The sequence below is a fragment of the Companilactobacillus metriopterae genome (genome assembly GCF_002762335.1).
Classification (GTDB): domain Bacteria; phylum Bacillota; class Bacilli; order Lactobacillales; family Lactobacillaceae; genus Companilactobacillus; species Companilactobacillus metriopterae.
Genome location: NZ_CP024610.1, coordinates 1,018,851 through 1,042,886 on the forward strand (window position 1 = coordinate 1,018,851; position 24,036 = coordinate 1,042,886).

The following is a 24,036-nucleotide window of genomic DNA, read 5'->3' on the forward strand; positions in this document are numbered from 1 at the left end:
TCTATTTTTCTTCACCTGCTGACGTAAATAGTAGTGAGCAAATCAATAAAATAACACCTACTGTTATATATGAATCTGCTAAATTAAATATTGGAAAATTTATAAAATCTAGTGCAAACATATCTGTTACATATGAATTAATTAAACGATCAATTCCATTTCCAATAGTCCCTGACAATAATAAAAGTAACGAGAAAACATATAGTTTATCTTGAAATTTGCTCTTATAAATAAGATAACAAAGGACGATAATTGCCACCAGAGTAACAACTATAAAAAACAAACGTTGGCCTTCTAGCATACTCCACGCTGCACCATCATTTCTAATATTAGCTATTGATAGTACACCAGGTATAAAATTGTGGAATGATCCTAAGGGGATGTTTCCACTTATATATAACTTCAATAATTGATCAAGAATAACTAAAATAATAACAAATAAAAAATAAAATACTGGCATTAGAATAAACCTGAAATCCTTCCGTTATTATCAACGTCCATATTTAATGCTGCTGGTTTTTTAGGTAAACCTGGCATTGTAAGAACACTTCCTGTAAGTGCGACGATGAAACCTGCACCCAATTTTGGCATTAATTCATTAACATGAAGAGTAAAATCTTTTGGAGCACCTAACATAGAAGGATCGTCACTAAATGAATATTGTGTTTTAGCAATACAAATTGGCAAATTATCCCAATTGTTATCATTGATAATTTTTAATTGTTTTTTTGCAGAAGAACTTAATTCAATATTTTTTGCTCCATAAATTTCTTGAGCAATTATTGATAATTTTTCTTCAATAGCCAAATTTAAATCGTAAATTGGATGGTAATCGTTATTTTTTTCTGCTGCTTCTACAACAGCTTTTGCTAGGTCAATACCACCCTCACTACCATTGTGGTGAATTTCAGTTAGCTCTACTGGAACATTTTCGCTAGAAATTAATTCTTTAAGTGTGCTTAACTCATTATCAGAATCTGTTTCAAAACGATTAATAGAAACCACAACAGGAATATTGTATTTTCTCATATTTTGGATATGTCTCTGTAGGTTCTTGTATCCTTCTTGTAGGGCATCAACATTCTCATTTGCAATCTCTTTTAATGCTTGTCCGCCGTTGTATTTTAGAGCTCTAACAGTTGCTACAATTACAATAACATCTGGCGATGCTCCTAATTTTGGAGTAACAATATCAAGAAATTTCTCTGCACCTAGATCAGCTCCAAAACCTGCTTCAGTAATTGCGTAATCACCTAATCTTTGAGCTAGTTGTGTTGCCAAAATACTGTTGCACCCATGTGCAATATTGGCAAATGGTCCGCCGTGTACAATTGCTGGAGTATTTTCAATAGTTTGTACTAAATTTGGTTTTAGTGCATCTTTTAGAAGCATGGCAATAGCTCCTTGCACTTCAAGATCTTTCAAGAAAATAGGTACTCGATTATAGTTATAAGCTACTAATATATTGCCTATTCTAGTTTTTAAATCATCTATACTTTCAGCAAGACATAGTATAGCCATTAGTTCACTAGCAACCGTTATTTCAAATTGATTTTCTCTAGGTATTGAATTGACTGGACTACCTAGTCCAATAACCGTTTGACGTAGAGATCGGTCGTTAATATCTAAAGCACGCTTCCAAATAATTCTTCTTTGATCAATATTTAATTCATTTCCTTGATGTAAGTGATTATCAATAATGGCGGCAATGGTGTTGGCAGCACTAGTTAATGCATGCATATCGCCTGTAAAGTGTAGATTAATATCTTCCATTGGAATAACTTGTGCCATTCCTCCACCGGTTGCTCCACCTTTTAATCCCATAACTGGTCCAAGAGATGGCTCACGTAATGCAAGAACAGGTTTTTTACCGATTTTTTTTAACGAATCAGCTAGTCCAATTGCCACAGTCGATTTTCCCTCACCTGCTGGTGTTGGATTAATTGATGTGACTAGGACTAACTTATTAGGTTTTTTCTCTAATGTTTTATTAATTGTTTTGTATGAAAATTTAGCTTTATAATGACCATATGCTTCAATATCATCATCAGTTAATCCAATATTTTTGGCAATTTCAGTAATTTTCTTGATTTTTTTCTCTTGAGCGTCTTGCGCAATTTCAATATCTTTTGGGAAAGTCATATTAATCAATCTCCTCAAGTAATTTATTTAAGTTCTTTTTTGTAAGCAAAACTGTCTGTGGAAAATAGTCATGATTGTTAAAGATGATGTTTAGTTTAAAAGATTTCGTTTTCTCTAAAGTAACATCTTCCAAATCAAAGGATCTAGCCTGAAAAAACATAGGTAATTTTATCCAGAATTTATTATTCTCTATTTTTATCCAAGAATTAAAAATAATATGTCCTAGATACAGTGCCGCAAAAATCCATATAATTATAGGTACAATTGTAAAGGATAGTTTTTCTAGTTGAACGATTATTCCAAGAAAGATTATTATAAGTAGGATAGACCACAGAATAATTCCCCATGATCCTGAGGCTTGAATATATATTTTTTTCTTCATTAAAATCTCCTAGAAAGGGTTTAAATACATGATTAAATTGTACACCGACGCCGGTATAAATACTAATCAAAATATTGCTGCAATTTCTTATTATATCGATGATAACGAAAATCAATATGAACATTCAGAAAATGTAAAATCTGAGAGCAATCACTACTTAGAATTTTTAGCCTTGAAAAAAGCATTGGAATATTTAAAAGATAAACATTCTAACGATATACTATTAATTTTTACTGATAGTAAAATTTTATATGATAGTATAAATAAAAATTACGCCAAGTCATTTCAAAATATTTTAGATGAAATAATGGCTTTACTTAAGGATTACCCAGATTATTTTATTAAAGAGATACGCGACAAGCAAAATAATCATGCACATATGTTAGTTCATAAACAAATTTATTCAAAATATAAATGAGTAATTATTTGTATTAAAATATTGTTGTGCTAATGTGAAAGTGTTTTCAAATAGGAGGTTTCATTATGAAGTATGTTGTTATGAAGGACCAGGATATTAGAGATAACTTAGCTACAGAAACTTTTGTTATGAATAACATTAAAACGGATGAACCTGTAGTGCTATTTTATTTTGAAGGACCATGTATTATTGTTGGACGAAATCAAAATACAGTAGAAGAAATAAATAACGAGTATGTAAAGGAAAATGATATTACAGTTACTAGAAGACTTTCTGGTGGTGGTGCTGTATATCAAGATCTTGGTAATCTTTGTTTTAGTTTTGTAGTCAACTCAGATGATCAAAATTTTGGTGATTTCAAATCATTCACTCAACCCATCATTGATGTATTGAAACGTATGGGGGCATCAACTGCAGAAATATCAGGACGTAATGACTTGTTAGTTGATGGTAAAAAATTCTCTGGTAATGCGATGTATTCAAGAAATGGTAAAACATACTCACATGGAACACTTTCATATGACGTTGATCTTAGTGTATTGACTAAGGCTTTGAATGTTCCAAAAGATAAAATTAAGTCCAAAGGTATTAAATCTATTAGAAGTCGTGTGACAAATATAAAACCATACTTGAATCCTGAATTTCAAAACCTAACTATAGAAGAGTTTAGAGATGCAATTTTACTTGAACTTTTCCATGCAAATAATTTAGATGAAATTAAAGATTCAGAGTATCACATAACTTCAGATGATCAAAAAGAGATAGATAAAATCAAAGAAAAATATTTCTATAACTGGGACTGGGTTTATGGAAAATCTCCTAGTTTTACTGCCAAACAACGTAAACACTTTGATATGGGAACTGTTGATGTTCGTTACCAAATCGAAAATGGTTTAATAAAAGATGTTAACATTTACGGTGATTTCTTTGGTATGAAAGATGTTAAGGATATTAAAGATTCACTTTTGGGAATAAAATTTGAACATGATGCCATAAATTCGGTATTAGATAAATTTAACTTAGATGACTACTTCAAGGGAGTCCCTACTGCAGAACTACTTAAGCTATTTATGCCATAGAAAAAGCTCACACTTATGTGTGAGCTTTTTTATGTTAATATACTTTTAATGAGGTAATAAATATGATTGAAAATGTAGTACTAAAGGATAAAACTAACCTAGTTCTTATAAAATCCGAAGCATCACTCAGTGAAGATGACAAAAAGATTTTGCTTTCTGAAAAGTATAAATTAACGGATGAAATTATTGAGTACGTTAGTGATAAAAATGAACGAGCAAGAACTGAGTTTGATGAGCACAATCGAAGTTGGTTAATTGTTTACAATATTCAGAGAGATCGTTCAAAAAATAAAACATTTAAACCTACAATACCAATTTCATTTGTAATCAAGGATAATAAAATATTCTGCTTCACTATAAAATATAGTGAATATATTGACGATTATATCTTAAGAGCGGATAATCACTACCCTGTCGACCATGATAATAGACATTGGTCAATGATTTTTTATGTAATGGATCTTGTTTCAAGTGACTTTGAAGATTCAATTAATGATTTCAATATTGAAAGAAATAGAATTCAAAAGCATTTGAATAGCAAGAAAACAACTGACGAAGAAATACTTAATCTAGCTAAATTAGAAGATGCTATTATATATTTGAGTACTGCAATTAGTGGTAATCAATTTGTTGTTAGTCAGCTTTTTGCTACATCAGATAATGTAAATTCTCATATGGAACTTACAAAGATAACGCGGGAATTACTCAATGATTCATTAATTGAAATAAATCAGGTTAAAGAGCAGGCGTCTATCTGTTCGGACATAATCGGGCGAACCACAAATACATATAATAATATCCTTAACAATCAAACAAATACAAGTATGAGAATTTTAACTATTTATACAATTCTTTTAAGTATTCCAACTATTGTCTCTGGATTTTATGGAATGAACATGTTTCTTCCAATTGCGGATAAAAAAAGTTCATGGATAATTTCCTTAATTATTACTTTGGTGATTATGGTTGTTGTGTTATTAGATTTACGTCGAAGAAAAATTAAATAAAATTAGTTTCTTTTTCCCCAGAATTGGAAGTATTCAGTCTTAATACGACCATTGTAAAGTTTTCTCTTTTTAGTTGCCTTTTCACCATAATATTTTTCAAATTCTTCATCACTAGTTAGTATATATTTACTCCAAGTGGGGGCAGTTGCAAATACTGTCCCCATTTCTTCGTATATACGACGAACAGTTTCAAGATCTTTCATACGTTGACCATATGGAGGATTGGATATAATTACACCGTTTTCCCCTTCTATCTTTAAATCCTTAACAGCTACTTGTTTGAAAGTAATGTCATGAAGAGTACCAGCTTTGTGAGCATTTAACTTAGCAATATCGATCATAGAACCATCAATATCACTTGCCAAAATATTTAATTCAATATTTTTTTCGTTTTCTTTAGCTTCTGCTTTTAGATTATCTAATATTTTAGGATCAAACCAATCAAAATTTTCAAACAAGAAATGACGATCAATACCAGGAGCAACATTTTTAGCAATTCTTGCTGCTTCAATAGCAATTGTTCCCGAACCAGTGGTTGGATCAATGAAAGGCATATCAGGACTCCAGTTTGTTAGTAGAATCATTGATGCCGCAAAGTTTTCTTTCAATGGAGCTTCACCATGATCAGTACGATATCCACGTTTATAAAGAGATTCACCAGCAGTATCAAGTGTTACTTGAACTTGATCTTTTACAATTCTTACTTCAATACTAAAAGTAGAACCACTTTCTGGTAGTCTGCCTCTTCTTGAGTAAACATCTGAAAGTTTATTGGCAATGGCCTTTTTAGAAATTATTTGAATATCTCTCTCAGAATGCAATTGTGATTTGACCGAACGTGCTTTAATAGGAAAAGCAGCATTAAGTGGCAACCAATTATCCCAAGGTATGGCATAAATTTGATCAAATAAATCTTCAAATGATTTTGATTCAAACTCAGAAATTAGAATTTTAATTCTATCTGCACTTCTTAACCAAAGATTTGCTTTAGCAATATCCTCGTATTCACCATCAAAATATACTTTTCCATTTTCTGTTTGAACTTCATAACCTAAATCTTGAAGTTCTTTTTTTGTAACAGATTCAAATCCACTTGCCATAGTTGCAATTAATTTCATTAGAGTTACTCCATTATTAATTATTGTTTTGTTGTAAAAAAAAAGGACGAACAAGTCGTCCTCTGCCTAGGTAAATTCCTATAAGCCACGTTTTGTTCTCATAATAAGTGGCAACAAATTATGAGCAGTAATCATCTATCTACAATAAAGTCTTCATAGTAGATTCATTTCTCGTTATGAAGCGCCCCTACCAAAGTTTGGGTTGCCCGCTCGTGGGGTTTACCGCGTTCCACTATCAGAATTTCTTCTGATACTCGTCTCTGTGGCACTTTCAAGTTAATAACACATAGCCAAAAGCCTTAGTGCTTTCACTGCCGTTACTCCAAAGGAGTACCTTAGCTTATTGGGCTAAGCGCGAACACTACAAGCAATCTCAGCTTGTGCGGGCGTGGACTTTCCTCAGCTTGCATAAGCAAACCGCGATTACCAGAAACTTACCAATGAAAAATATTATACACTAAAAGTTACTCTTGTTGTTGAAATTATCATTGAAACCATTGAAATTTTGATTAGAATTGATTTCGTTGTGACCATTTTCAAATCTGTTATTATTGTTGTTTGTGTTGTATTGATTAGGAACAACAGCTGAAGAAAATTGTTGAACATTTTGGTTGTTATTTGGTTGAGGTTGTTGATTAGTTGGATTTGATTTTGGTTGATTGTTATTTGCAAAATCATGACCAAATACACGTTGTTCAAGATTTGATAATCTTCTCAAAATATCGTAGTAAGTTTCATCCATTGAGTCAGATTTCATAGACTTGTTTGAATTTTGTGATTTATTTGGAGTTGCAGCTGCCTGTTTAGGTGCTTGTGGACGAGCTTGCATGTTAGGATTTTGACCTGGTTGAGGTTGTTGCATAGGTCTTTGTTGTTGATTATTTACACGAGGACGTTGTGGTCCTTGTGGATTGTTGTTTCGTTCAGATTCTAGCATAGCTATTTCATTTTTTAGAGTAGCAATTTGGTTTTCAAAAGATTCATAGTCTTTGATAACATTATCTAGGAATAAATCCACTTCATTTTGATCATAACCACGCATCTTAATCTTAAATTCTTTTGAAAGAATGTCATTTGGTTCAAAGTTTAAGAAAAAGTCGTTATTATTCATATTTGGATCAGGTTGTGGACCTTGTTGAGGATTAAAATTGTTCATATTATTCATGTGTAAGAGCTCCTTTTATGTAATTCAATAATTGTCAAACATTGAGTTAGCAAAATCTTGCATAGAGTCAAAATCAACAAGTTCTAATGAGTAATCTGGATTCTTCTCAATATACTTGATGACCGCTTTGTAGTCATATTTTGGCTTACCAACATTCTCCAAATCGTAGAACATCAAGACGCCATCTGTATGTTTCAGCATGAAACTTTGCCAATTTATTAACTGTACGTAGTTAGTATAACTTAAATCTGATAAATAGCTAAAATAGTCAGCTTTTCTTAAAAAAATATTTAGTTTTTGCTTGTTGCTGTCATTCCAATTCCCCTCGAAATTTTGATAAGGAATAATAACTGCAAGCTCAATTTGATAATTTTCTTGCTTAAGCTCTTCGACAACTTCGCCAATTATCATCTCGGTACCAAGGTTTGCACCGGTTAGTATCCATTCTACCCCATTTTCAATATAGTTAATTATTCTATTTTTGAAATAATTTTTTATAACTTTTACCTTTAGGTCATCATCTTTAAATATTCCCAACTCATAAGATCGATAACCTGTAATCCATAAATTTTTCAGAAGATGTTCCCCTTTTTTATAAAATATCTAATCATGGTATAATGTCACACAATAGGAGTTGATTATTTGACATTAAATTATCCTGATGGGCACTCATTCAGTAGTAATGGTAACACATCTAATACCCAAAAAAGAACCAAAAAGGAAGTACGTTTTGGCGATCGTGGTATGCGTCTGGAAGAAGAAATAAACGAGACAAATATATTTTATAGAGAACATGATCAAGCTGTAATTTATAAAAAACCAATCCCCGTCCAAATTGTTAAGGTAGACTATCCTAAACGTAGTAAAGCAGTGATAAAGGAAGCTTATTTTAAACAGGCTTCCACTACCGACTACAATGGAATATATCGAGGATATTATGTTGATTTCGAAGCAAAAGAAACTACTTTAAAACAATCTTTTCCTTTGAAAAACTTTCACCAGCATCAAATTGATCATTTGAAAGCTTGCAAAAAGCAAGGTGGAATATGTTTTGTAATTATGAAGTATGTGACATTGAATCGTTATTTTTTGGTAGATGCCGATATTATATTTGATTATTGGGACAAGAAAAATATTGATGGATCAAAATCAATAAAAGTTGATCAAATTGAAAAAACTGGGATAGAACTAAAAAGTGGCTATCGACCAACACTCGATTATTTGCCAGCAGTTGATAAATTGATTGCTGCAAAACAAGGAGAACTAAATGAAGACTACTAATTATTGGAAAAAGGGCCTTAAATACTTTGGGATTTTCATAGCACTATGTATCGTGATATTCCTAAGCGTATTTACCTACTATGCCTTTAAATCACCTACTGTTACAAAAGAAGATCTACAAAGCGGTGGATCATCAGTAATAGTAGATACAAGTGGAAAACAAATTGTATCCTTAGGTAATAGCAAAAGAAATTATGTGACAATTGATAAAGTACCAAAGCAAATGCAAAATGCAGTTGTTTCTATAGAAGATAAACAATTTTACAATGAAACTTTTGGAATTAATCCAGTGAGAATTGTTAAATCAGTATTTAATAATGCATTTGGAGATGATGGTCTTCAAGGTGGAAGTACCCTAACCCAACAACTTATTAAACTAACTGCTTTTTCAACTGATGTAAAAGACCAAACGTATAAGCGAAAACTACAAGAAGCATGGTTGGCTATCAAGTTAAGTCAACAGTACTCAAAAGATCAAATTTTAGAATACTACGTAAATAAGGTATATATGAGTAATGGTGTTTATGGTATTCAGACAGCATCTAAGTACTATTACGGTAAATCATTAGACGAGTTGACTTTACCTCAACAAGCATTATTAGCAGGATTGCCAAATGCTCCATCGAGTTATGACCCATATAAGCACCCTGATAAGGCCAAGGAACGTAGGGATCTAGTTATTCGTGCTATGTATAACAATAATAAAATAAGTAAATCTCAAGCGCAGGAAGCTATTGCAACACCTATCGACAGTGGTATGAGAGCTTACCATAATATTCAGTCGTCTGATGATAATAATCGTATGATAACAGATCCTTATGTTAAAGAAGCCATTACTGAGGTTCAGAAAAAAGGATATGATCCTTATAGAGACAATTTGAAAATCACTGTAAATATGGATTACGATGCACAAAAACGTCTTTATAATATTGTGAATAGTTCAAATTATGTTCAATTCCAAGATTCGAAGATGCAAGTAGGTGCTTCAATCGTCAATCCTAACAATGGTAAAGTAATTGCCATGATCGGTGGTAGAAATCTTCAAAATATTCAGTTTGGACTTAACAGAGCTGTTCAAACGTCTAGAAGTAATGGTTCTACTATAAAACCAGTGTTGGATTACGCACCTGCAATCGAGTACCTAAATTGGTCAACCTATCATCAATTAGACGATAGCAAATACACATATCCTGGTACAGATATCGTACTTGGCGACTGGGATAATACCTATCAGGGACAAATGAGTATGCGAGAAGCACTTGTAGGTTCAAGAAATGTCCCTGCTGTCAAAACACTCCAATCTGTTGGATTTAGCAAAGCTATCAACTTTGCTTCCAACATGGGGATAGATGTAAGTAACAGCCAAGGTCTTTCAGCTGGTATTGGTGCTAATGCTTCGAGTCTTCAAGGTGCAAGTGCCTACTCCGCATTTGCCAACGGGGGAACTTATTATAAGCCAACATATGTAAGTAAAATAGAAACTGCAGATGGTATTGTTCATAACTATAGTTCTAAAGCTAAAAAGGTCATGAAGAATTCTACAGCTTATATGATTACAGATATGCTAAAGGGTGTTCCATCATCCACTGGATTTGCTAGTTACGCTCAAATAAGTGGTATTCATCAAGCTGGTAAAACTGGTACGACAAATTATAGTGATGATGAAATATCATCAAATTACGCCTTAAGCGGTAAATCAAAAGATGCTTGGTATAATGGATACACTAAGGATTACTCAATGAGTGTTTGGACTGGTTATGATTCTCCTAACTCTGAGGGTGTCTCAAGTACTTATCAAAGTGTAGCAGGTAAAATATATAAAGCTGAGATGGAATATCTATACAATGATAAGACTAGTTCTAATTGGAAGAAACCAAGCTCAGTAGTTTCAATGAGAATACAAAACAATGGGTCAAAAACACCTACTGTTGCACCACCAGGAAGTTCAAACTATACAAAGGAATTATTTATTGAAGGTTATGAACCTTCAAATCCTTATTCTGAATCTGGTTACCCTTCACAATCATCCACAACAGTTTCAGGTAATGAAGTTGTGACAAATAGAAGATCTTCAGATAATTCCACATCAGACTCAGAGACTACAACTGATGATAGTCAAAATGGTAATACTGACACTGGAACAGGATCTACAGGAAACAACAATGGAAATACAGGAACTGGTAATACCGGTGGTGGAAACAATAACACTGGTGGAACAGGTACTGGAACTGGCGGTGGAGGAACCACAACTCCCCCAACAAATTAAAAGAAGCTAGAACTCAATGAGTTCTAGCTTCTTTATTTTTCTCAAACATTTGATCGCTTAATTGTGTTATCTGGTTATCCAAAGTTTTTATATTATATTTTCTTCCAAATTCAATTAATGAGTGATGTGCTGTATGTAACTCATTATCTGGGAGAGCATCTACAATTCTATTTTCTATTGTAATAACTGATGCATTTGGATCTACAAAATGTAGTCTCTTAGAGATTTTTTCAACATGAGTATCAACTGCAAATGTCGGTTGATTAAATCTGTCACTTAGTACAACGTTTGCAGTTTTACGACCGACACCAGGAAGCTTGATTAAGTCTTCCCTATTATCAGGTACCTTGCCATTAAAATCAGATACTAACATTTTTGAGGTAGCAATAATATTTTTAGATTTATTTTTGTACAAACCGATACTTCTGATAATATTCTCAATGTCATCTTGATTAGCACATTGCATTTTTTCTGCCGTAGGATATTTTTTGAATAAATTTGGAGTCACTTTATTAACAGCTACATCAGTAGTTTGAGCACTCATCATTACTGCTATTAAAAACTGAAAATTTGTCTCCGCATTTAGTGATATACCAACCGGACCCACATCATCTTCGATCATTTTTATTAATTCAAAGATCTGGTCATTATTTAACATGCTAATATCCCATTTTTTTCCTGCGGTCCTGTAATTGCTCTGCAGTTTTTATATTACTTTTTTCCCAACTAATTAATATACGATCCATATACTTCAAAGAATACGCTTGATTTAAAACTGCTTCTCTCAATGCTAATTCAATTAATTCTACTGGGTAATGATCATCATTAATCCATTGATGAACTTGTTCTTGTTCTATTGGAGAAATTGGTCGTCCAAATTCAATTTCTAATTTTTTAAATAATTCTTGAACTTTATTCTGTAAATTTTCTTTTTGATTTTCATTTTCTTCTTGATCTAGAAAATCCGCAATTTTGTAATAAACAGGAGACAACGAGTATACATCACGTTGTACATGATTTTCTATAACAGTTTTTAATTCAATAATTCCCAACTTAATTAGGTTTTGTATTATATCAAATACTTCAGTTTCTGGAATGAGAGTCATAGATGATATATCTTTAGAAAGTGGAAAATCAATCCCCTCTTGATTATTCATGGTTAGAAATATGTAGACTACTAAATCTTGTTCAGTCATTCCTAGTTTTTTATAATATTGAATTACTAAGTTGTTGATGGACGTATTCTTTGATTCTATTAATTTTTTTAAAATCTTATCTTTCATTAGCTCACCTAGTTTAGAAAAATAGCATAGACAGATAGATGTCTATGCTTATTTTTATTAATTTAATTATGGTCTTAAGCGATTAATCATTCTTGGGAATGGAATTGCTTCACGTAGATGGTCGAGGTGACAAATCCATGTAATAGCACGTTCAAATCCTAAACCAAATCCTGAATGAGGAACTGATCCGTATCTTCTAAGATCAAGATACCATTGATAATCATCCATATTTAGACCCATTTTTTTAATTTCTGCTTCTAGTTTATCAAAGTCTGTTTCACGTTCAGAACCACCAATAATTTCACCGTATCCTTCAGGAGCTAATAGATCGGCACAGACATATAGTCTTTCATCAGTTGGATGTGGCTTCATATAGAAAGGTTTGATTGACTTAGGGAAGTTAAGGATAAATACAGGTTGTTCAAATTGTTCAGAAATGTATTGTTCTTCGGGTGCACCGAAATCGTCACCCCATTTTGTGTCCATACCTGCCTTTTGAAGCATTTCAACGGCCTCATCGTATGAAACATGTGGATATGGTAATTTTGTATATTTCTTTAGAGTATCAACATCTCTATCAAGAAGACCTAATTGGTATTCACAATTATCAATAACTCTTTGGACAAGATAAGCAATATATCTTTCTTGAATTTCCAAACTTTGTTCTTGATGCATGAAAGCCATTTCTGGTTCAATCATCCAAAATTCAGTTAGATGACGTCTTGTTTTGGATTTTTCAGCACGGAAAGTTGGTCCAAATGTAAATACTTTTCCAAGAGCCATTGCCCCTGCTTCAGCATACAATTGTCCACTTTGTGAAAGATATGCATCAGTGTCGAAGTATTCAGTATGGAACAACTCTGTTGTTCCTTCAGGAGCACTACCAGTGAAGATTGGTGGATCCATCTTGATGAAGCCATTTTCGTTGAAAAAGTCATATGTAGCATTAATCATTTCATTTCTAATATGCATAATGGCATTTTGGCGACGAGAACGAAGCCATAGATGACGATGATCCATTAAGAATTCTGTACCGTGTTCTTTGTTAGTAATAGGATAATCTTCACTTCCACCAATTGGTTCAATATCTGAAACTTGAATTTCATAACCAAAGTGAGAGCGATCATCTTTATGAATAGTACCTGTAATCCACATACTTTCTTCTTGACGAAGTGATTTAGAAAGTTCAAATGTTTCTTCACTAACTTCGTTTTTTAGAACAACGCCTTGGAAAAAGGCAGATCCATCACGTAATTGAAGAAAAGCTATTTTACCTGAAGAACGTTTGTCTGTTAACCAAACACCAATTTTAACTTCTTGATCTACGTAATCTTTTGCATCAACAATACTAATTTGTTTTACCATTAATTAAGCCTCCGGATTATATATTATTTGTGGTTTTAATACTCTTGCCCGTTTCAAAATCTACTAAGTTATATCCTATAGTCCCATTTTTATTTTGAAATGAAACCTCCCAAGTAGGTTTATTTTTATATAAACCTAGATTGATATTGAGAATTTTTTTAGCATTATATCGGTTTTGAACCTCAGATGTGATTTCAGATCTTTGTGGTGCATCGTTCTTATTAACTACAGTTGTCTGACCTGATTTTGCGTTAATAATGATGTATCGGTATTTATTAGATTGAGTCAGTCCACCAATCGAATAATATTGCTTGTCACGATTATATTCACCAAAATAATCTGAAGTAGTTATACCTGCTTTTTCCTTCGCAATAGTTTCTGACTGTGATTGAGCACTACTATATGGAGATATAGCCATATTCAAATATGTCAGAATAGAGATCAACACGAGGGCGATAATTGAAACACTTAATAAAATTTTAGTTCCTTTATTCATATCTTTACCCTTAATTATTTTCAATAAGAATAGTATAGCAACTTTTCCATTAATTCAAAAACTTATTTATATCTTTTTTAATGGAATCCATACTTTTTGTTTCAACATCAACATTTTTAGGAATGGATTTTAATATAGTATCACCATAATTTGTAGATGTTAAACGATTGTCAAGCATCAAAATAATACCCTTGTCTGTGGGTGTTCTTATTAATCTTCCAATCCCCTGTCGGAATTGTAAAATAGCTCTAGGCAATGTATCGACAAGAAAAACGTTTTGTTTTTTCTTTTTTAAAATATCATTTCTAATCTTTACGTCAGGTTGTTCAGGTGATTCAAATGGGATTCTTGTTATCACAATAATCTCTAAAAGCTTATCTGGAAAATCTACACCTTCCCAAAATGAATTAGCACCAAGTAAGACAGCACGATTGCCCAATGCAAATCTTTTTTTGATTTTTTCAGGGCTACCAGTAACATCCTGAGCCAAAAGCTCCCACTCTTCTTCTAGATTGCCTTCTAATAGCTTGAAGTAAACATTCTTTAGAGTGTTTAGAGAATTGAAAAGAATCATTGTTTGACGATCTACATTCTTTAATAAATCAATAATATAGTTAGCAATCATGCGGTAATATTCATCATTATTAAGATCATTTATATCTTTTAGATTATCTGGTAGATATATTTTAAGATTTTGGTCAATGTGATTTGTGTCATTTAGAATCAATGTTTTATTTATTCTTGTTTCTCTAAGTTGTAAATCAGATATGAAGAAATCAAACGAATTTTGGATACTCAAAGCAGCACCGATATTGATTATTTGACTAAATCTACTTTCAATTTGTTGGAGCGGTTTCTTGATATCATATTGTTTCCAACTAACTTCAATTGTTTTTGGATCGTAGAAGTTAGACATTTGTAACTCTACACCAAATTTTCCTGATCGATTTTCTATTTGTTGAATGAGTTCATCAATATAGGAAATAGGTGTCAGTAATTTTTCATTCTCAATGACTAAACTTGAAATAATTCTTGATAACTCAATTGAAATGAAATTTTTCTGTGATGAATATTGATCGAATAGTTGATCAATTCGCTTAGAAATAAAATTCAAATGCCCTTGTAACGATACGAGCATTTCTGTTAAATGTTCATTCTTTTTACCAAATTTTTGAGAATTATTAACTATAGAAACATCTCTCTCACGATCATTCAGTTTCACGTGACTTTGGATGTAGTTTTCAAAAATATTAAATTCAATTCGTTCCATTAAGTTATTAATATCTTGGAAGTGCTCTTCGAATTCACTTAGATCTTTGGAACTCCATATCTTGGTAGGAGATTGATCAAATGCAAATTTTAGAGTATTTCTATTTTGATACAATATGTCACTAATTTTTTTAATATACTCGTTGATTTGATAAAACTTTATTACTGGAGAATTAGCATCTCTTACACTTTGTGCAAAATGATTGGCTTCGTCAACCACTAGATAAGAATTTTGTCCCCAATAGTCCATATCAACATTTCTAGCTAAAAATGCTTGATTAGTTAATAGAATATTTGATTCTTTGAATTTATTTTGTTGAAATTTCCAGAAGTCGTCGTCAGCAAATAAAGTATTCTCATTTAGTTCCTTATGATGTCTGATTAATGAGAAAAATGGATTGTTGTAATTTGTTAACTTTAGTTCTCCAAGATCACCTGTAGTTGTCATAGTTAACCAAACTATGATTTTCATCTCAATTAATGCTGTATGACCATGCGATTCATAACTTTGAAGAGCATCAAAGAAACGATCCAAGTCTATATAATTGTAGCTACTCTTAACAATCTCAGCATGATAGTTATTTCCAGTAATATCATTCAGAAGAGGAATTGCCTCGTCTAAGATTTGTTGTTGAAGTACTCTTGTAGAAGTAGCGACAATCAATTTTTGATTATTATTTGTAACATAACTTAATGGCAACAAATAACCTAGGGTTTTACCCGATCCAGTGGGTGCTTCGATTATATTCCACTTTTGTTTTTTATTTCTACTGTTACTTAGTTTATAGATAAAATCCATTAATTCTACTTGATTAGATCTATATTCTATTTTTTTATTAAACAATAATTGTTTCTTTTTTGTAGTATCTGGAAAATGATTATTTTTATGAATGTAATCAGTTATGTGTAAATCTTTTTTACGTAAAACCAATCCATTTTTTTCATACAAGTAATCTCTTAGAGGAACATTATCTGATGTTTCTTCAAGTGCTTGTTTGAAAACTATATTTGTATCACGTATGGTATCTTTTCCAAGCTTTGCAAGAGTTTCTATTGTCGTTCTTGGTAAAGATCTAAGTCTTTCCTGCAATGTTTGAAATAATTCGGCAGTAACAAGTGCGTCGCTATCTGCACTATGTGGATTGTTGTGTTCAATTTTGAGGTAACTTGTAAGATCCTGAAGTTTATAACTACTCAAAGTAGGAAATAAAATTTGTGACAGCTCAACTGTATCTATTGCCTTAATATTAAGTTCATTAAGACCAACTCGTTGAAATTCTCTATTAAGAAAAGTTAAATCAAAATTTACATTATGAGCAATGAATATTTTATTTTTTAGTAGTTTAAAAATATCTGGAGCAATATCTTCAAATATTGGTGAGTCTTTAACATCATCATCTGTTATGCCTGTAAGTGCGCTAATTCTTGAAGAAATAGGAACCTGAGGATTTATTTTTTGATTGATAAGACTTGTAATTTCCCCCTCTTCAATAATTGCACAGCCAAATTGAATTATACGTCCATTATCATGCCAATTTGCATTAGTCGTCTCTAGATCGACAACAACAAATGAATTTTTCAAAGACTCACCTCCTGCTCTTTAAGCTAAATTTACTAGATTATTGTTATTTAAAAAGTATAAATATTTACCAGTAACTGGTTTATTCAGAATATTTTGAATTGCGATTTCATATAAGTTTAATTGACCAGAATATTCTTTGATCAATTCTGATTGATGATCTTCAGACTTTATATTGTCAGTTTTATAATCAAATATAACTACGTGATCTTCGTACTCAATTAATCCATCAATAATACCATGTACAAGTATTTTATCATGAGAATCATCATTGTTTTTGAACAATTTGTCAGATGGAATCAGTAGAGAAAATGCATACTCTCTACTTACATTTTCATTATTTTTAATAATTTGATCACCTAAATCACTATTATACATGTTTACTAAAGCATTAACGTCCACTTTTTGTGCTATTTCTTTAGTAAAAGTTTGATTCTGAATTAACCTATTAACTAACTCATTAAAATCCTGTGTTGTGGGTTTATGTTTGATATTTATTTTTTGAAGAATTAGATGGGTTGCGCTACCAACTTGTGCTGGAGATACTGATTCAGTTGTTTTTAAAAAATTAGGTTTATCAAAAGAATTTTGTACTATTCTGTTAGATTGTGATCCTTGTTCCAAATACAACATGGAATCTTCATCTGGATCAGAAAATACTCTTTTTATTTCAGAAACTGATTGATAAGCAGTTGTATTGACTGCACTTTGGTAAGAATAATCAAAGTTTAAAATATTTTGAACAGTAGTTTTAAATAAATTAGTAAGCTCAAAGCTACTCTCTACAATGTTAGACACTTGTTTAGCACTAGCAAAATTTTTTTCAAAAATTAATTCAAAGGTAAGAGCACAATTACTATTGTAAAAAGTATTCTCGTCATAATTTTTAATTTGCTTACTTTGCAAAGTAGATATTCCAATTAAATCTTGAAATGTCCTACTGTTTAGTCTACTTGCGACAGATATTAATCCATTATCATTTGCGGAAGCACTATCCCACTTGTTTAGAATAGTTTCAGGTGTTTTATCTGATCCCACCATAATCAATTTTTGTTTAGCTCTTGTCAAAGCAACATACAATAGTCGCATTTCTTCGGATATCGATGAAATATTTTTCTTATTACTTATAATAACTTTTTGAATATTTTTATATTTAACATGTTTCTGTTGGTCCGTATAGTCAATACCGATACCTAATTGGGTATCTAAAATATTAGCTGAAATAACATCTCTATTGTTGAACTTAGAACCTAAACCAACAAAGAAAACCACAGGGAACTCTAAACCTTTACTACCATGAATTGTCATAACTTTAACGGTATTGTCTTCGTTGTCAATACTGCTGGGTTGTGCTAAATCTTTATCATTCTGTTCTAGTTTTTCAATATAAGTAATAAAATCATGAAGTCCACGAGATCGATTCTTTTCATATGAATTGGCACGTTGATAAAGAGCGTTTAAATTTGCTGCACGTTGTTTACCACCGGGCATACCTGAAATATAATCCAAAATACCAGTTTCTTTGTATATTTTCCAAATTAGTTGCGTAATACTGTTTTTATTCGAATACTCACGATAATTATCAAGTAAATTAAGAAAATTATTTAGATTGTTAGCAAGTTCGTCGTCATTTTTTTCAACGTAACTTTTTACTGCATTATAAAAATTGGTTCCTTTACTTGCCAATCGAATTTCCGCCAACTGTCTCTCACCTAGTTTTACAATTGGAGATCTTAACACTGCAACTAGAGGAATGTCCTGTATAGGGTTATCTATTATTTTTAAAAATGATACTAAAATCTGTAGCTCGGTAGTTTGAAAATAGTTCTCTGAGGCAGTTACTAATAAAGGAATATCTGCTTTGGCAAATGAAGATACCATATCAGTATTCATACTTTTGTTTCTAGCCAAAATCACGATATCTGAATATTTGATTGGACGTTTTTCTTTTAGTTTAGTGTCATAAATTTCAAATTTATCACTAATCATTTTTTGAATTTTACTTATCGTAAAATCAATCTGGTCCTGCCTTTTATCGCTATTTTCATCATTATTTATCAAGTAAAATTCATTTTTAGTATCGGTATCTTCTGGAAAACTGGTTCCTGGAACTAATTTTGCATCATTATCGTAATTGATTTCACCAATTTTTTCATCCATAATTCTTTCAAAAATAGTATTAACAAAATTGTCGACATCAACCGCTGAACGGAAATTCATTGATAGTTGAATCAGTTCAGAATCGTTATCATCCTTTTGAAAATCACGATACTTTTGAGCAAAAATATACGGTGCAGCTTGTCTGAATCCATAAATAGATTGCTTAATATCACCAACCATAAATAAATGATTAGATTCAGTTTTAATTTTTTGAATAATGTTTTCTTGCATAGCATTTACATCTTGATACTCATCTAACATGATTTCAGAGAATTTATTTTGATAGTAGTCTTGAGCTATATTTTCTCCATCAATTTCAGTATTTAAGATGTCGTATGCGTAATGTTCTAAGTCATTAAAATCCATCAAATCATTGGCTAATTTTAGTGATTTATACTCATTAATAAACTTAATTTCTATCTCAACTAGTTTGGCAATAATATTAGCGGAACTATTACTTACACTAGTTAATAATTTGGCGTCCATTGAGAAATAGTTTTCACTAATCTTTTTTAAAGAGTCTTTCCAAGATTTTATTTGTTCTTTTAATGCTTCAACTAGAGTTGGGTCTTCCCCTTCTTTGTCCTCTTTAGAAATTCTTTTAGCAGATGCCATTTTGAAATTTTGGAAATAATCTCTAATCTCATCAAATGATTTTTCTTCAATTTCTGAATAAACTTGCTTTAAATCATTCAGTGCTGAGGAGACTGCTTCTGTATATGCGGATGATAAAAGATCCTCTTGTGATAAGTAATAAATCTCAGTTAACTCATCAATTAAACTTGAAATATTTAATTTTAAATTTGGTATCAGAGTATATTTATAAAAGTCACTGGTTTCAAACGGATCCTCTAAATTATAGAAAGATGACAAACTGTTAAGCCATTTTTCAGTATCCGTATTAGTTATTGCAAAATTATACAGTTGATCTATTAAGGTAATTAATCCTTCATCGGAACGATCATTTGAAAAGTTGTCAACAACATTTAAGAAATCACTATCATCTTTTTCGTAGTAATCAGAAAAAACATTTTCAATAGCTTGATCTTTAAGCATCTGAATCTGTGTATCATCAGTAATCAATTGCAATGATGGATCTAAATTAATAACGTAATAAAATTTTTCAATTATTGTGTTAAAGAAAGAATGAAGTGTGCTGATATTAGCCATAGGAATTTTATAGATCTGTGATTGCAAATGTTTCTTTAGATCAGGATTAAGTTCTGGTTCTCTTGTTAACTCTTTCAACCTTACTTCTAATCGTTCCTTCATTTCATTAGCAGCAGCTTTAGTAAAAGTAGAGACTAAAAGACTGTCAATACTTGAACCGTTTTTGAGTAATTCAACAATTCTTTCAATCAGAATCGTCGTTTTACCTGATCCGGCAGCAGCTGAAACTAAAATGTCATGACCAGTATGATATATGGCTTTTTCTTGATCTTCTGTCCATTTTGGCATCAGTTAGTCCTCTCCTAAGTCTTCTTTTATTTTTTGAAGTGCTGTTTCTTTATCATAGCTTTGAATATCATTGTAATTGTTCTCTTGTAACATGGCATCAAAGACCATAATTGGTTTGTAGTCACTGTATTGAAGAGCCGTTTGCTCTGTACCATCCCGATAAGGGTTCAAGTTTAATTGACCTGAATAGATCTTTTTCCCGGCTTCTTTAATTAGATTAGTGTTGTATCTCAAAATTAAATTTAATTCTTCAGAATTTACAGAAGAATTTTTAGCAATTTTAATTCCAGTTTTGGTTTTATTTATAGGTAAAATATCAGATCTACCAGATAAATTTGGTTGGTAACTTTCCAGTAGAGTTTCGTCATTTAAAATTAAACCTTTTAGTTTAAATTTCTTTTCTATTTCAGAGTCATTATTTTTACTTTCATCATAGCTAATTATGGGATTTTGAATATGTTCATAGAAACCTCCTGCAACTTCGGCGGTTGTTTTTGAAGCTAATAGTGGCAAGTTATCTTGAACACTTTGTAGATAGGTAGTTAATTGTAAATTTAAACCAGACATAAATTTTTTGTATAAGAAATCACGGGTACTTGATTTGTAATCAATAACCGTTAAGTATGATTTGTCATCAAAAATCATTTCGTCAATTCGATCAATTTTCCCACGAACATTAATAACATGGAGATCATCAATTGGTATAGTGAGTCCCTTTATATCTTGAAGTTTGTTTAATAATCCAAAAGTAACTTCAGAACTTTTGGGATTGGAAGATAATTTTTTAAACTGATTTTGAGTTCTGTAAATTGTTGTTAATAGTGTGTTTTTAATTTTTTGAGCAATATAGTTCATTCTTCGAGATGATCGTAGAATATTAAATTCACTCTGGTTTAAGTTATTAATGAATAACTCGTCTACCAATTTATTTAATTGGGTATTTGATAGATCACGAATATCAATATTTTCTTGGGATATTTTTTTAACAAATCCGTCCAATACTCCATGGAAAAGATTCCCTATTTGCATGGGACTAACTTCATAAACAGTTCTAGGGTTTAATTTCAATCCGTATTTTAAGAAATACTCATATTCATTCTCGTAAAATGTCTGAAGCCTTGAGACGGATACATCAATTTTTTTACCATACAAATCTTCAACTAATTGAGGACTTAGGTTATCTGGTATATTACGATAATCGAGAGACGATAGTGTGATTTGTGCTCTTTCTTTAATATTTTCTACCAGTGAATCTCTGATATATTTCCAGCCACTTGAAAGGTCTTCCCTATTATCTAGTGCGGTTCTTGATGCTCTCGTTAAAAAATTCAAAGTAGAAATATCTGAGCCAACATATCGAAGAATTTCTCCCTCTACTTTTGTTGAAGGATTTGGATTAATTTCAAAACTTTGCTTAGTTAGATTGAAATGATTCTGTATTCTTTGCACATAACTAGACACTTCGTCGGAGTTATCATCTTCGGTTATATTAGGGTAAGTAAAGATAATACGTTCTTTTGCTGATGAGAAAATTAATCCATGCAGGTATGGCTCACTGTTATTGATAATCTCATCATCTTCACGTAGATACTTGTAGTCATCGTTTAAGTTATTTGTTAAAGATACCCTCTCTTCATTATTTAGGATAGTTTTAGTTGTGGTTGCACCAGGCATATTGTTACTAGTTGAACCAATTACAATAATAATTTTTCTATTTAGAGGCTGTACCATTCCTATTTCTGAAACACTCACAGCGTCTAAGGTACTAGGAATTTGAGAATAATTTGCAGTTTCAAAACCAGAATCTAAAACTTGAATTAATAATTTATAATCAAATTTTTCGTCACCAAATACATCAATGAATTCATCTAAAATACTATTGAATTTATTGACGACTTGATCAATCTTATCTGCGGCTCTAAGATCATTTTTTTCGATGCTATTTATAGACCATTGTTTAAGAGTCGAAAAAACATTTTTTTCCTCTAAAAAACTATACAAATTAGAGATAGCTTCTAGATTGTTTTTAGAGTTATCTAAATAGTTAATCAATTCATTGAAAATATCACTTATAAATTTTTTAAGCGAATTTATTAGTATGAACTCTTTTGTTAAATTTTTATCTTCAATATCTGGATTAACTAAGTCCTCTCCAAGCCAAGAATTTTTGAAGTTTATACCATTTGCAATAACATAATTTTCTAGTAAATCTACTGCTAGACGATATTCTTCTTCAGATTCGAATTGATCTTCTGGTATTAATAATTCTGTCCTTAAAAGTGCAATTATATCTGAACTTCTGAAATTGTTAGACATGATTTCAAAAAGAAGATCTACCATTTTCTTTAAGGGATGATTTGCCATTTTACTTTGAATGTCGATATAGTAAGGTATCTGATTATTTTCTAGCAAGGAATCAATAAATGATTCATATTGTGATAAGTCTCTAGTAACTATTAAAAAATCCTTGTATCGATAATCCTGGGTTGCAACAAGTTGTCTGATATAAGTACTGACTATGGAGATTTCTGTTTGTTTATCAGATGCCTTCCAAATTTGAACTGAATTATCATTTTCTAGAGATTCCGGTTTACTAATTGGGGTTGGAGCATTGGAATCTAACCAAAAATCCTCTAATCTTTCTATATCACCGTTTATTCTAGACTTATCAGCAAAAAGACTGTGGAATGGTATTTTATTATTTTTAGCTACTTGGAAAAGTTGATTGAAGGTTTTTTTAACACGGTAAAAATAGTCTGTTTTTTCTGGTAATTCAATCGCTGGCTCATCCATTATCAATGAGACATTAATACTGTTTCCGTTAGTAATAAGTGCTTCGATTAATTTGTATTCAGTAGCAGTAAATGAAGAAAAATCTGAAATATAAAAATTCATATTTTTACAGTCATTTGTATTCAGATACTCAATTAGTTCATCAATACGACTGCTATTTGTTTCAAACTGTGACATTTCTTGAACATATTGCTCATAGATAAGTTTTAGTTCAGCAATTTTATTTTTGTTTGATTGATCATTTTCTATTAAATCTAAATCATCTGGCTCAATTGCACCAGAAATCAATTCATCAAATTGGCTGACAAGATCAGAGATAAATCCCTGTTTGTTAACCATACCCGAAAATAATTTCAACTTACTTTGATTAGAGTTAACAATATTTCTAAGGATCATTGCTGATTTGGTAGTTGTGATACTTTCCTTATCTAAGAGATCAGTATCCCTCAATAGATACCAAATAAGCCTAGAAATAGAGAATACTTGTACATTATTTGCAGCTACAATATCACTGTTCCCAGTTATTTGACCAAATCTGTTCAGCCACTCAATTTCAGATTCGAATTTGATATGATTTGGAACTAAAAAGAAGAATTGATTTTTAGGATTTTTTTGATAATCATTTTCAAACAATTCTTGAATTTTTTGATGATGATCAACTTTGTTCTTGCCAAGAATGAAATTTAATGTCATATTTTAATCTCCTAAAAAAATTTTATCACATATATATCTAATCGTGTTTAGGTATGGAAATAAGATCTACAGATGTTTAAAA

At 31.3% G+C, this 24,036-nt stretch carries 17 protein-coding genes, 1 other RNA gene and 1 pseudogene; 5 read left to right on the forward strand and 14 right to left on the reverse strand.

Going from position 1 to position 24,036, the window contains the following annotated elements; all coding sequences use genetic code 11:
* Position 1: 1 nt before the first annotated feature.
* From lspA to CS873_RS05020, 3 genes are read right to left on the reverse strand one after another with little or no spacing between them, the layout of a single operon-like run.
* The gene (lspA, locus tag CS873_RS05010) at positions 2–460 is read right to left on the reverse strand and encodes a signal peptidase II (RefSeq protein WP_099974780.1); all 459 of its coding nucleotides are present in this window, start codon (positions 458–460) and stop codon (positions 2–4) included.
* A complete protein-coding gene (locus tag CS873_RS05015; RefSeq protein WP_099974781.1) occupies positions 460–2,142 on the reverse strand; it encodes a formate--tetrahydrofolate ligase in 1,683 nt (560 codons plus the stop codon). The genes lspA and CS873_RS05015 overlap by 1 nt, the downstream gene beginning before the upstream one ends.
* 1 nt (position 2,143) lies before the next feature.
* Entirely contained in the window at positions 2,144–2,524 is a 381-nt protein-coding gene (locus tag CS873_RS05020; RefSeq protein WP_099974782.1) for an EbsA family protein, read from the reverse strand.
* Positions 2,525–2,552: 28 nt separating this feature from the next.
* On the opposite strand from CS873_RS05020, the gene CS873_RS05025 reads away from it, so the two are divergent.
* The 3 genes from CS873_RS05025 (at position 2,553) to CS873_RS05035 (ending at position 5,028) form a co-directional block, all read left to right on the forward strand.
* Entirely contained in the window at positions 2,553–2,942 is a 390-nt protein-coding gene (locus tag CS873_RS05025; protein ID WP_099974783.1) for an RNase H family protein, read from the forward strand.
* 65 nt (positions 2,943–3,007) lie between these two features.
* The gene (lplA, locus tag CS873_RS05030; protein ID WP_099974784.1) at positions 3,008–4,021 is read left to right on the forward strand and encodes a lipoate--protein ligase; all 1,014 of its coding nucleotides are present in this window, start codon (positions 3,008–3,010) and stop codon (positions 4,019–4,021) included.
* 62 nt (positions 4,022–4,083) lie between these two features.
* Positions 4,084–5,028, forward strand: a complete 945-nt coding sequence (locus tag CS873_RS05035; protein ID WP_099974785.1) for a magnesium transporter CorA family protein — start codon at positions 4,084–4,086, stop codon at positions 5,026–5,028.
* A 2-nt stretch (positions 5,029–5,030) separates the two neighbouring features.
* Here the strand turns inward: CS873_RS05035 and CS873_RS05040 are convergent, their stop codons facing one another.
* The 4 genes and pseudogenes from CS873_RS05040 to CS873_RS05055 all read right to left on the reverse strand — a co-directional run bounded on the left by CS873_RS05040 (position 5,031) and on the right by CS873_RS05055 (position 7,914).
* Positions 5,031–6,146, reverse strand: a complete 1,116-nt coding sequence (locus CS873_RS05040; RefSeq protein ID WP_099974786.1) for a THUMP domain-containing class I SAM-dependent RNA methyltransferase — start codon at positions 6,144–6,146, stop codon at positions 5,031–5,033.
* A gap of 76 nt (positions 6,147–6,222) precedes the next feature.
* Positions 6,223–6,581, reverse strand: an RNA gene (rnpB, locus tag CS873_RS05045) — RNase P RNA component class B.
* A 540-nt stretch (positions 6,582–7,121) separates the two neighbouring features.
* A pseudogene (locus tag CS873_RS08360) lies at positions 7,122–7,257 on the reverse strand (DivIVA domain-containing protein); the annotation flags it as partial.
* Between the two features lie 78 nt (positions 7,258–7,335).
* Positions 7,336–7,914 (reverse strand): SLOG family protein, encoded by a 579-nt coding sequence (locus CS873_RS05055; RefSeq protein ID WP_099974787.1) that lies wholly within the window; start codon positions 7,912–7,914, stop codon positions 7,336–7,338.
* Positions 7,915–7,953: 39 nt separating this feature from the next.
* Between CS873_RS05055 and recU the strand changes: the two genes are divergently transcribed.
* Entirely contained in the window at positions 7,954–8,592 is a 639-nt protein-coding gene (gene recU / locus CS873_RS05060) for a Holliday junction resolvase RecU (protein ID WP_099974788.1), read from the forward strand.
* On the forward strand, positions 8,579–10,858 hold the full coding sequence (locus tag CS873_RS05065) for a transglycosylase domain-containing protein (RefSeq protein ID WP_099974789.1): 2,280 nt from the start codon (positions 8,579–8,581) through the stop codon (positions 10,856–10,858). The genes recU and CS873_RS05065 overlap by 14 nt, the downstream gene beginning before the upstream one ends.
* A 13-nt stretch (positions 10,859–10,871) precedes the next feature.
* Here CS873_RS05065 and CS873_RS05070 read toward each other — a convergent pair whose 3' ends face one another.
* The 7 genes from CS873_RS05070 to CS873_RS05100 form a co-directional block, all read right to left on the reverse strand.
* Positions 10,872–11,516 carry an endonuclease III domain-containing protein gene (locus tag CS873_RS05070; RefSeq protein ID WP_099974790.1) on the reverse strand — a complete coding sequence of 215 codons (645 nt, stop codon included), beginning with the start codon at positions 11,514–11,516 and terminating at the stop codon, positions 10,872–10,874.
* Between the two features lies 1 nt (position 11,517).
* Positions 11,518–12,141 carry a DnaD domain-containing protein gene (locus CS873_RS05075; protein WP_099974791.1) on the reverse strand — a complete coding sequence of 208 codons (624 nt, stop codon included), beginning with the start codon at positions 12,139–12,141 and terminating at the stop codon, positions 11,518–11,520.
* 66 nt (positions 12,142–12,207) lie between these two features.
* Positions 12,208–13,506, reverse strand: coding sequence for an asparagine--tRNA ligase (gene asnS / locus CS873_RS05080; RefSeq protein WP_099974792.1), 1,299 nt, complete (start codon positions 13,504–13,506; stop codon positions 12,208–12,210).
* Between the two features lie 16 nt (positions 13,507–13,522).
* Positions 13,523–14,002: a cell wall elongation regulator TseB-like domain-containing protein gene (locus CS873_RS05085; protein ID WP_099974793.1), complete on the reverse strand. Its 480-nt coding sequence runs from the start codon at positions 14,000–14,002 to the stop codon at positions 13,523–13,525.
* Positions 14,003–14,051: 49 nt separating this feature from the next.
* Entirely contained in the window at positions 14,052–16,853 is a 2,802-nt protein-coding gene (locus tag CS873_RS05090; protein WP_099974794.1) for an ATP-dependent DNA helicase DinG, 3'-5' exoribonuclease type, read from the reverse strand.
* Between the two features lie 18 nt (positions 16,854–16,871).
* The gene (gene addA, locus CS873_RS05095; protein ID WP_099974795.1) at positions 16,872–20,468 is read right to left on the reverse strand and encodes a helicase-exonuclease AddAB subunit AddA; all 3,597 of its coding nucleotides are present in this window, start codon (positions 20,466–20,468) and stop codon (positions 16,872–16,874) included.
* Between the two features lie 3 nt (positions 20,469–20,471).
* Positions 20,472–23,954, reverse strand: a complete 3,483-nt coding sequence (locus CS873_RS05100; RefSeq protein WP_099974796.1) for a PD-(D/E)XK nuclease family protein — start codon at positions 23,952–23,954, stop codon at positions 20,472–20,474.
* Positions 23,955–24,036: the final 82 nt, after the last annotated feature.

Bases quoted from the DNA above. Each gene is read 5' to 3' on its own strand.
- CS873_RS05075 (WP_099974791.1), bottom strand. From the start codon at position 12,141: ATGAAAGATAAGATTTTAAAAAAATTAATAGAATCAAAGAATACGTCC.
- CS873_RS05015 (WP_099974781.1), bottom strand. From the start codon at position 2,142: ATGACTTTCCCAAAAGATATTGAAATTGCGCAAGACGCTCAAGAGAAA.
- CS873_RS05085 (WP_099974793.1), bottom strand. From the start codon at position 14,002: ATGAATAAAGGAACTAAAATTTTATTAAGTGTTTCAATTATCGCCCTC.
- CS873_RS05070 (WP_099974790.1), bottom strand. From the start codon at position 11,516: ATGTTAAATAATGACCAGATCTTTGAATTAATAAAAATGATCGAAGAT.
- CS873_RS05035 (WP_099974785.1), top strand. From the start codon at position 4,084: ATGATTGAAAATGTAGTACTAAAGGATAAAACTAACCTAGTTCTTATA.
- CS873_RS05100 (WP_099974796.1), bottom strand. From the start codon at position 23,954: ATGACATTAAATTTCATTCTTGGCAAGAACAAAGTTGATCATCATCAA.
- lplA (WP_099974784.1), top strand. From the start codon at position 3,008: ATGAAGTATGTTGTTATGAAGGACCAGGATATTAGAGATAACTTAGCT.
- CS873_RS05065 (WP_099974789.1), top strand. From the start codon at position 8,579: ATGAAGACTACTAATTATTGGAAAAAGGGCCTTAAATACTTTGGGATT.
- CS873_RS05025 (WP_099974783.1), top strand. From the start codon at position 2,553: ATGATTAAATTGTACACCGACGCCGGTATAAATACTAATCAAAATATT.
- asnS (WP_099974792.1), bottom strand. From the start codon at position 13,506: ATGGTAAAACAAATTAGTATTGTTGATGCAAAAGATTACGTAGATCAA.
- CS873_RS05020 (WP_099974782.1), bottom strand. From the start codon at position 2,524: ATGAAGAAAAAAATATATATTCAAGCCTCAGGATCATGGGGAATTATT.
- CS873_RS05040 (WP_099974786.1), bottom strand. From the start codon at position 6,146: ATGAAATTAATTGCAACTATGGCAAGTGGATTTGAATCTGTTACAAAA.
- lspA (WP_099974780.1), bottom strand. From the start codon at position 460: ATGCCAGTATTTTATTTTTTATTTGTTATTATTTTAGTTATTCTTGAT.
- addA (WP_099974795.1), bottom strand. From the start codon at position 20,468: ATGCCAAAATGGACAGAAGATCAAGAAAAAGCCATATATCATACTGGT.